9 protein-coding genes are annotated in these 7,970 nt (G+C 64.5%); 5 read left to right on the top strand and 4 right to left on the bottom strand.

Annotation, left to right across the window (positions count from 1 at the left end; genetic code table 11):
• Both QOC89_RS19720 and QOC89_RS19715 read right to left on the bottom strand, forming a co-directional pair.
• The coding region (locus QOC89_RS19720; RefSeq protein ID WP_323046559.1) for an FAD-binding oxidoreductase at positions 1–1,208 on the bottom strand (1,208 nt) is incomplete at its 3' end.
• Positions 1,205–2,194 (bottom strand): isopenicillin N synthase family dioxygenase, encoded by a 990-nt coding sequence (locus tag QOC89_RS19715; protein WP_323046558.1) that lies wholly within the window; start codon positions 2,192–2,194, stop codon positions 1,205–1,207. The genes QOC89_RS19720 and QOC89_RS19715, both read right to left, overlap by 4 nt.
• A gap of 303 nt (positions 2,195–2,497) precedes the next feature.
• Between QOC89_RS19715 and QOC89_RS19710 the strand changes: the two genes are divergently transcribed.
• The 5 genes from QOC89_RS19710 to hutC (QOC89_RS19690) are packed head-to-tail and all read left to right on the top strand — an operon-like array spanning position 2,498 to position 6,356.
• Positions 2,498–3,325 (top strand): transporter substrate-binding domain-containing protein, encoded by an 828-nt coding sequence (locus QOC89_RS19710; protein ID WP_323046557.1) that lies wholly within the window; start codon positions 2,498–2,500, stop codon positions 3,323–3,325.
• Positions 3,326–3,357: 32 nt separating this feature from the next.
• Positions 3,358–4,008 (top strand): amino acid ABC transporter permease, encoded by a 651-nt coding sequence (locus QOC89_RS19705; protein WP_323046556.1) that lies wholly within the window; start codon positions 3,358–3,360, stop codon positions 4,006–4,008.
• A gap of 29 nt (positions 4,009–4,037) precedes the next feature.
• On the top strand, positions 4,038–4,700 hold the full coding sequence (locus tag QOC89_RS19700; protein WP_323046555.1) for an amino acid ABC transporter permease: 663 nt from the start codon (positions 4,038–4,040) through the stop codon (positions 4,698–4,700).
• 19 nt (positions 4,701–4,719) lie between these two features.
• Entirely contained in the window at positions 4,720–5,589 is an 870-nt protein-coding gene (locus QOC89_RS19695; RefSeq protein ID WP_323046554.1) for an amino acid ABC transporter ATP-binding protein, read from the top strand.
• Positions 5,586–6,356, top strand: a complete 771-nt coding sequence (gene hutC, locus QOC89_RS19690) for a histidine utilization repressor (protein ID WP_323046553.1) — start codon at positions 5,586–5,588, stop codon at positions 6,354–6,356. Before QOC89_RS19695 ends, hutC (QOC89_RS19690) begins: the two co-directional genes overlap by 4 nt.
• 52 nt (positions 6,357–6,408) lie before the next feature.
• Here hutC (QOC89_RS19690) and hutC (QOC89_RS19685) read toward each other — a convergent pair whose 3' ends face one another.
• On the bottom strand, positions 6,409–7,092 hold the full coding sequence (gene hutC, locus QOC89_RS19685) for a histidine utilization repressor (RefSeq protein WP_172175895.1): 684 nt from the start codon (positions 7,090–7,092) through the stop codon (positions 6,409–6,411).
• Positions 7,093–7,197: 105 nt separating this feature from the next.
• Positions 7,198–7,970 (bottom strand): aromatic amino acid lyase (locus tag QOC89_RS19680; protein WP_323046552.1); only part of this gene is annotated, 773 nt, incomplete at its 5' end.

Below are 7,970 nucleotides of genomic sequence, written 5' to 3'. Positions count from 1 at the left end.
GCGCGGCAACGGTCGACGAAAGCACCGATCTCGCTGATCGGCAAGCTCACGTCGAAGTTGATCGCGTCGAGCCGCACCGGAAATTCAGCGGTGCATTCGCGAATCGCCCATAACGCGCGTACGTCGGCCACCGATTGCGCGATCACCGCGTCGCGAATCGCTGCCGAGTCGAGTGCGTCGGTCAGTGCGGCGGAGAAGCGTTCGCCGTTGTCGCCGGCGTCGAAACTCGCGTGTTCGATCAGCGCATAGAGCGGGTGCGACGCCGCGAACGGCGCGCGCGTGCCGGTCAGCTTCACGCCGAAATCGTAGAAATCCGGCCACATGATTTCAAACGCGCCGATGTCGTTGCCAAAGCGCGTCGACAGACTGCGCAGCAGGCCCACGGCGGCGTCGTAACCGTCGAGTGCGACGAGCGCCGTGTGACGCGCCGCGCGTTGCGGATGGAGCCGCAGCACCGCGCGCGTGATCACGCCGAGTGTGCCTTCCGAGCCGATGAACCAGTGCTTCAGGTCGTAGCCCGTATTGTTCTTGACCATCTTGCCGAGCGAAGTCAGCACGTCGCCATTGGCGAGCACCACTTCGAGGCCAAGTACCTGGTCGCGCGCGGTGCCTGACTGGATCACGCGATTGCCGCCTGCGTTGGTCGCCAGATTGCCGCCGATCTGACACGAGCCGCGTGCCCCGAGATCGAGCGCGAGTTCGAAGCCCGCTTCGGCTGCGGCTTCCTGCGCGGTTTGCAACGTGGTGCCGGCGCGTACGGTCAAGGTGGCCGAGGCGGGGTCGATTTCCTCGACGCCGGTGAGCCGTTCGAGCGACAGCGCGATATCGGTGGCGCGCGCGATCGCGCCGCCAGCGAGACCGGTCATGCCGCCCTGCGGCACCACCGCTTGATGCGCATCATGGCAGATGGCCAGCGCGCGCGAGACTTCCGCCGTGCTGCGAGGTAAGAGTAAAGCGGCGGGACGCGTCGGATCGTGACGGGTCCAGTCGGTCATCGCGCGTTCGCCGATCTGCTCGCCGACCCGCACCGCGTCGTCGCCGAGCGCGTCGCGCAGCGCTGCGAGTGTTGCGGAAAGCGGTGCTGCACTCGGGGTCGCGCTGCTGCGTGCGTTATTGCCTGTGGCTGTGCCCGCGCTACCGATTGCATTGCTGCGTACATTGCCGCCTACATTGCCTGTCGCGCCGTTTTCAAAACTGTTATCTGTCATGCAGTAGTTCCTTGCGTGCCTGCAACGGCCGCCTTCTTCCGATACCCCATCGAATCGTTGATTCGCCCGAGAATATAGTCACCTGCGGCGACCGGTTGGTACTTGAGGTCCGCGTCGCTCGTCCCGAGCTCACGCGGGTCGACCATCGCACCGTAAGTGGGATCATAGAACGTCGCGATCGAATAGCGCTCGCGCCCCGAAGCATTGATCACGCGATGCAAGGTGGAGCGAAAGCGATCATTGGTCCAGCGCGCCAGCAAATCGCCGACATTCACCACGAAGCTGCCTTCGACAGGCGGCGCATCGACCCACGTATCGTTGGCGATCTCACGCACCTGCAAGCCGCCCACCTGGTCCTGCCACAGCAAGGTAATGCAACCGTAGTCGGTATGGGGCGCGACACCGAACTGATCGGCGTCCGACTGGGGCGGTTGCGGCGGATAGTAGACCATCTGCGTGCGCTGCATCCGCTTCGTATAACGCGGCGCGAAGAACAGCTCGTCGACGCCAAGACTTAGCGCCACAGCCCGCAGCAGATCGGCCCCGCACGCGGCGAGCGCTTCGTAGTAGCCATAAAGCGCGGGCCGCAGTTCCGGCATGAAATCCGGCCAGTTGTTCGGCCCGCGCAGCGCCTGCCCGGCGAGCACATCGGGATCGTCCTCCGGCAATTCGAGGCCGATGCTGAAGAACTCCTTGTAGTCGGGGCGCGTGGCCTGATACATGGTGGCGTCGCCAAGCGCATTGAAACCTCGATGCCTTTGATTGACCGCCGCGCGCCGCTTCGTCTCCACCGGAAACGCAAAGAACCGGCGTGCCGCCTGTTCGGCTGCGTCGATCGCTGCTTGCGGCACGCCATGATTGACGATGTAGAAGAAGCCGATCGTCGTGCATGCTTCGCGGATTTCGTGCGCCACGCGCGTCACCGCCTGGGGATCGCCCGCGCGAACGCCGGCGAGATCGATGATCGGAATGCGGGTCACGGCCATTGCAGTGCTCCCTGGAAGGTTTTGCCGGTTCAACTGATGAATGAGGCTCGCCAATCCCGGCTTGCAAACCGGGGCTTGCAAACCACGCGCGACAAGCTCGCATGCCTCCTTCGTCCCACTTGTATATACCGCCAAAAGCGCACTCGCAAGTGGCTTGCCGGTGCTTCACGTAAGGGCTTTTCTCTACTCGCGCGATTATTTATTTCGCGCGAAAACTGCGGTATATACTGCCTCGCATGACTCGCGCCGGGCCCGCCGCCGAATCGCTTGCGCGCGACACCGCTTTGCCAACCGGAGAATCCCATGAGCATCCTTGCAGGCTGGAAGTGTCGTTTGGTCATGCTGGCGTTGTGCGCGGCAAGCGTCACCGCCCATGCGGAAGACCAGCTCGCCAAAGTGAAAAAAGCAGGCGAACTGGTGGTCGGCACCGAGATGCAGTTCGCGCCCTTCGACTTCCTTGAAAACGGCCAGCAAGCGGGCTTCAATAAGGACCTGTTCGCCGAGGTCGGCAAGGAAATGGGCGTGAAGGTGCGCTTTATCGACTTGCCGTGGCCAAGCGTGCTGCCGGGTCTCGAAGCCGGCAAGTTCGATATGGTGGGCGGCCCGCTGACGGTCACCAAGGCGCGCATGGAGCGCTACACGTACACCCTGCCGGTGGCGGACGCCACCGACGCGCTGCTCAAGCGCGCCAACGACACCTCCGTCAAGCAATCGTCGGATATCGTCGGCAAAACGGTCGGCGCGGGCAAAGGCTCGGCTCAACTCGACCAGTTGAAGGCCTACGTCGCCACCTTGCCGAAACCGCCTGAAATCCGCGAATACGTCGACAACAATCAGGCTTATGCCGATCTCGCCGCCGGCCGCATCGCCGCGGTCGCGAACTCGATGACCAATATCGCGTATGTGGCCAAGCAACGCCCCGAAACCTTCGCCGTGGTGCAGCCGCCGTTCGGCGCGAAAGTGTACTTTGCTTACTGTCTGCGCAAAGACGCGGACAGCAAGCCGCTCGCTGACGCGTTCAACGCCGCGCTCGTGAAAATGCACAACGACGGGCGCCTCGCGACCTTGCAGAAAAAGTGGTTCGGCGTCGCGATGGATGCGCCGACCACGATGCCCGCGCCGAACTATTGAGGGCTCGCGGCAAGAACGGCCGGATGCATCTTATGTTCAGCACAACCGTCTTTCTCCAGGGCTTGCCGCTGCTGCTGCATGCGGCGCTCGCCACCATCGGCATTTCACTGGCGGGGCTTGTCATCGGCTTCTTCGTCGCGATCGGCGTGTGTGCGGCACGCCTGTCCCCGAAGCGCGCGGCGCGCATGTTCGGCGGCGCCTACGTGTTCTTCTTTCGCGGCGTGCCGATGCTGGTGCAACTGCTGCTGGTGTACTACCTGCTGCCGTTCGCGGGAATCAACGTGTCGCCGATCGTCGCGGCATTGAGCGCCGTGTCGCTGTGTTCCGCTTCGTATATCGCCGAGATTCTGCGTGGCGGCTTCCTCAGTATTCCGCCGGGTCAGATCGAAGCCGCGCGCATGCTCGGACTTTCACCGTTCGATATGCTGCGGCGCATTCTGGTGCCGCAGGCGTTTCGCTTGACGCTGCCCTCGCTCGTCAATGAAATGGTGCTGCTGATCAAGGCTTCGTCGCTGATCTCCGTAGTGGGGGTCGCCGAGTTGACGCGTACTGCGCAGAACATTGCGGCCAGCACCTATCGGCCGCTCGAAGCCTATCTTGCCGCCGGGCTGATTTACTTCGTGATCTGCGGCACGTTGGCGCTCGTCGCGCATGCGGCCGAATATCGTTTGCAGCACGCCTGAGCGCCCCTGAGCTCGAGATCGACCCAGCCATGCAAAAGCTCGACCCCGCCGTCATCACCCACAACCTGCAGCCCATCGCCGCCGGTCTGGCGACCACGCTCGGCAGCTGGGCCGCCGGGGTGGCGATCGGCATGCTGATAGGCTTTCTGATCGCCGTGCTGCAGCTCTTTTGCGGACGCTGGGTGCGCGGCATATTGCGCTTTTATATCGAACTGTTTCGCGGCACGCCGTTTCTCGTGCAACTGTTTTTGCTGTACTACGGCGGCCCTTCCTTCGGCCTCACGCTCGAACCGATGACGGCCGGCGTGCTCGGCTTAGGCCTCTACGGCAGCGCGTATTTTGCCGAAGCCTTCCGCTCGGGTTTTCAATCGGTGCCGCCGGGCCATCTCGAAGCGGCGTCCTGTCTCGGACTCACTCGCTGGCAGGCCGTCCTGCGCATTCAGGTGCCGCAGATGCTGGTGCTGATCGTGCCCGCGCTGACCAATCTGATCATCGTGCTGAGCAAGGAAACCGCGGTGCTGTCGATCGTCACCGTGCCGGAACTCACGTTCGTGCTGACCGGCATCGGCTCGGCCACCTTTGCTTTCGTCGAGACGCTGCTGGTGCTGTGCGTGTGCTACCTCGCGCTGGTCGAACTGACTTCGCGCGTGGGGATGTGGGCCGAAACCCGCATCGCGCGCTTCATGGCATGAACGGAATCCGGACCATTTTATGAACGCTATCGCCGACATGCCGTCCTCCACGTCCCCCGCTGCTTTCGATACGCCACCCGGCGCGCCGCTGATCGAAGTGCGCGACCTGCGCAAACGCTTTGGCGACGTCGAAGTGCTGCGCGGCGTCGATCTCGAGATCGCCCGCTCCGAAGTAGTCTGCATCATCGGCCCGTCGGGCTCGGGCAAGAGCACACTGCTGCGCTGCCTCGCCGCGCTCGAAACCTACGATCATGGGGACGTGCGCATAGAAGGCGAACTGCTCGGTTATAGCGAGCGCAATGGAAAACGCGTGCGAGCGTCGCAAAGCGAGATCAATCGTGTGCGGCGCAATGTCGGCATGGTGTTTCAGCAGTTCAATCTGTGGCCGCACATGACGGCGCTCGGCAACGTAATGGAAGCCTTGCTGCGCGTGCGCCAGATGTCGCGTGACGAAGCGCGCCGCCGCGCCAATGCGATGCTGGACACCGTCGGCCTTGCGCACAAAGGCGACGCCTACCCGTCGAAACTCTCGGGCGGCCAGCAGCAGCGCGTTGCGATTGCACGTGCGCTGGCGATGGAGCCGCACCTCATGCTGTTCGACGAGCCGACCTCGGCGCTCGACCCCGAGCTGGTCGGCGAAGTGCTGCAGGTGATGAAGCAGCTCGCGCGGGACGGCATGACGATGGCCGTCGTCACGCACGAAATGGGCTTTGCCGCGCAGGTCGCCGACAAGGTGATGTTCATCGACCAGGGGCGCATCGCCGTGCAAGGCAAGCCGCGCGAAGTGTTTCACGATGCCGGGCAGCCGCGCTTGCGGCAGTTCCTGCAGAACTACTTCGACCGCAATGCTTTCTGGGCACGCGGTCCTGAGGATGCGGAGCCGGTATGACCGCGCCCGCCGCGGCGATGAAAACCGCGCGCGCGGCGACCGACGCACCGGCCGCCCGCTACGAACAGGTCAAGCACCACATCCGCCGGATCATCGAATCGGGCGCGCGGCAAGCGGGCGATCGCCTGCCGTCCGAACTGGACCTGGTGGCGACGTTAGGCGTGTCACGCATGACAGTGAATCGCGCACTGCGCGAACTCGCCGATGAAGGTCTCGTCACTCGCGTGTCCGGCGTCGGCACCTTTGTCGCGCAAACCAGGCCGCAATCCACGCTGCTGATGATCGCCCATATCGGCGACGAGATCCGCTCGCGCGGTCACGAATACCGCTACGACACCGTGCTCTCGCAACGCGAAACCGCGCCGGTGACGGTGTCGAACGCGTTAGGGCTGGCGCCCGGCGCGTCCGTATTCCATGTGATTTGCGTGCATCGCGAGAACGGCTTGCCGGTGCAGCTCGAAGACCGCTACGTCAATCCGGTCACGGCGCCGGAGTTTCTCAAGCAGGATTTCTCCACCACGAGGCCGTCCGAGTATCTGTTCGAGACCGTGCCGGCGCACGACGTCGAGCATGTCGTCGACGCCGGTTTGCCGACGCGCGCCGAAGCCGAGTGGCTGGAAATTAGCGCCGACGAGCCGTGCCTGACGCTGATGCGCCGCACGTGGACGAGCGGTGTGGCGGTCACGTTCGCGCGTTTCGTGCATCCGGGCTCGCGGTATCGGCTGGGTTGCCGCTTCACGCCAGATCTGGCGCAGCGCCAGGGCTAGTGGCCAGGCCGGCGCGCAAGCCGCGCCCGTGCCCTCCCCCGCGCGTTGCCGCTCACACGTTGCCGGCCAGATGAAAACGCGATGCCGGATGCCACAGCTGCACCGACGTCGCGACATCCTCACCAACCCATGTGCGGCGCCATAGCTGCAAGCAAGGCTCGCCGATATCCATCATCAGATGCCGCCGCACATACGCGTCGGGCTTTTGCGCATAGATACGAAACTCCGCGCGCTGGATCGGCGCGAGCCGCACCATGTAGTGATTCGGCGTCTCGACGGTGAAGTCCTGTTGCAGATAGTCGGGGAACACTTTCGGATTGACGTAGCGATCTTCGTACTGGATCGGCTCGCCCTCCTCGCTGTGCACGATGCACGAATGAAACGCGGGGCCGCTGGCGAGGCCGAGCGCTTCGAGCGCGTGCGGATCGTCGCTCGGTTCGAGCGTCAGCACGCGCGCTGAATGACGATGGCCGCGCGCCGCGATTTCGTCGGCGATATTGCGGATTTCCAATACCGTCGATTCGTAGCGCTGCGGCGCGACGAAGGTACCGGAACCTTGCACGCGTGTCAGCACGCGTTCGGTGGTGAGTTCACGCAGCGCGCGCGATACCGTCATGCGCGCGACGCCAAACTCCTTGACCAGTTCCGTTTCCGACGGGATCAGGCCGCCCGGCTTCCAGTCCCCCTCGCTGATGCGCCGGATCACGTAGCGCTTGATCTGCTCGTAGGCGGGCATCGCCTTGGCGGGCGTCTCCTGGGTGCGGGCTGGGCGGTCCCGCGTGTCCGCGGTTTGCGCGTTTGTGTTTGTAATAGTGTTCACGTCGACCTCATGGGTGGTTCGTCAGCCTGCGTGGGCAGCCGCCCGGCCATCGTTGGCCGCCGGGTCGGCGCCGAGCATTCCCGCGGCAGCAAGGCTCGTCACGCTCGCCCATGCGGCGAAACCCGCGCCGTCGATTGAAGCATCCGGCCCGGGCCGAATCTTACCCGGGTTTGGCAGCGGTGGCGGCATTCCATCGGCGATCATGCGAAACGCGACCGCCATGTCGTCCGCGAGCGGGCGGTCGTCACGATAGGTCGGCACGACGCGGCGCACGCGCTGCCAGAGTGCGTCCGTGTGCGGGGCGCGCGGTGCATCGACGCTCTGCAGATCGTAGGCCTGCGCCGCCGCCAGCAATTCGATCGCGACGATGCGCCCGGCGTTGTCGATAATCTCCAACGCTTTCAGCGCAGCGGGCGTGGCATGGCACAAATGGTCTTCCTGCAGGCCGGACGTAATCCCGCCATCGAGCGACGCGGGCATCGCCAGCCGCCGGTTCTGCGCGACCAGCGAGGCCGCCGTGTACTGCGCGATCATGAAGCCGGAACAGGTGCCGCCCGGCTCCGCGAGAAACGCCGGCAAACCGCTCACGAGTGGATTGACGAGGCGGTCGAGGCGCCGCTCGGCCATCGCCGCAACTTGCGCGATCGCGGTGGCGAGGCTGTCCATCGCGAGAGCAATCGACGCCCCCACCGCATGCGCCTGCGAATAAACGCGCGGCGCTTCCGGCGTGCCGGCGACGATCGGGTTGTCGGTAATCGACGCGAGCTCGCGATTGACCACATCGGCGGTCGCGG

Origin of the sequence: Paraburkholderia sp. (assembly GCF_034668105.1) — a bacterium.
GTDB lineage: Bacteria > Pseudomonadota > Gammaproteobacteria > Burkholderiales > Burkholderiaceae > Paraburkholderia.
Note: the sequence above shows the minus strand (reverse complement) of the source record. Positions and strands in the feature narration are given on the sequence as shown.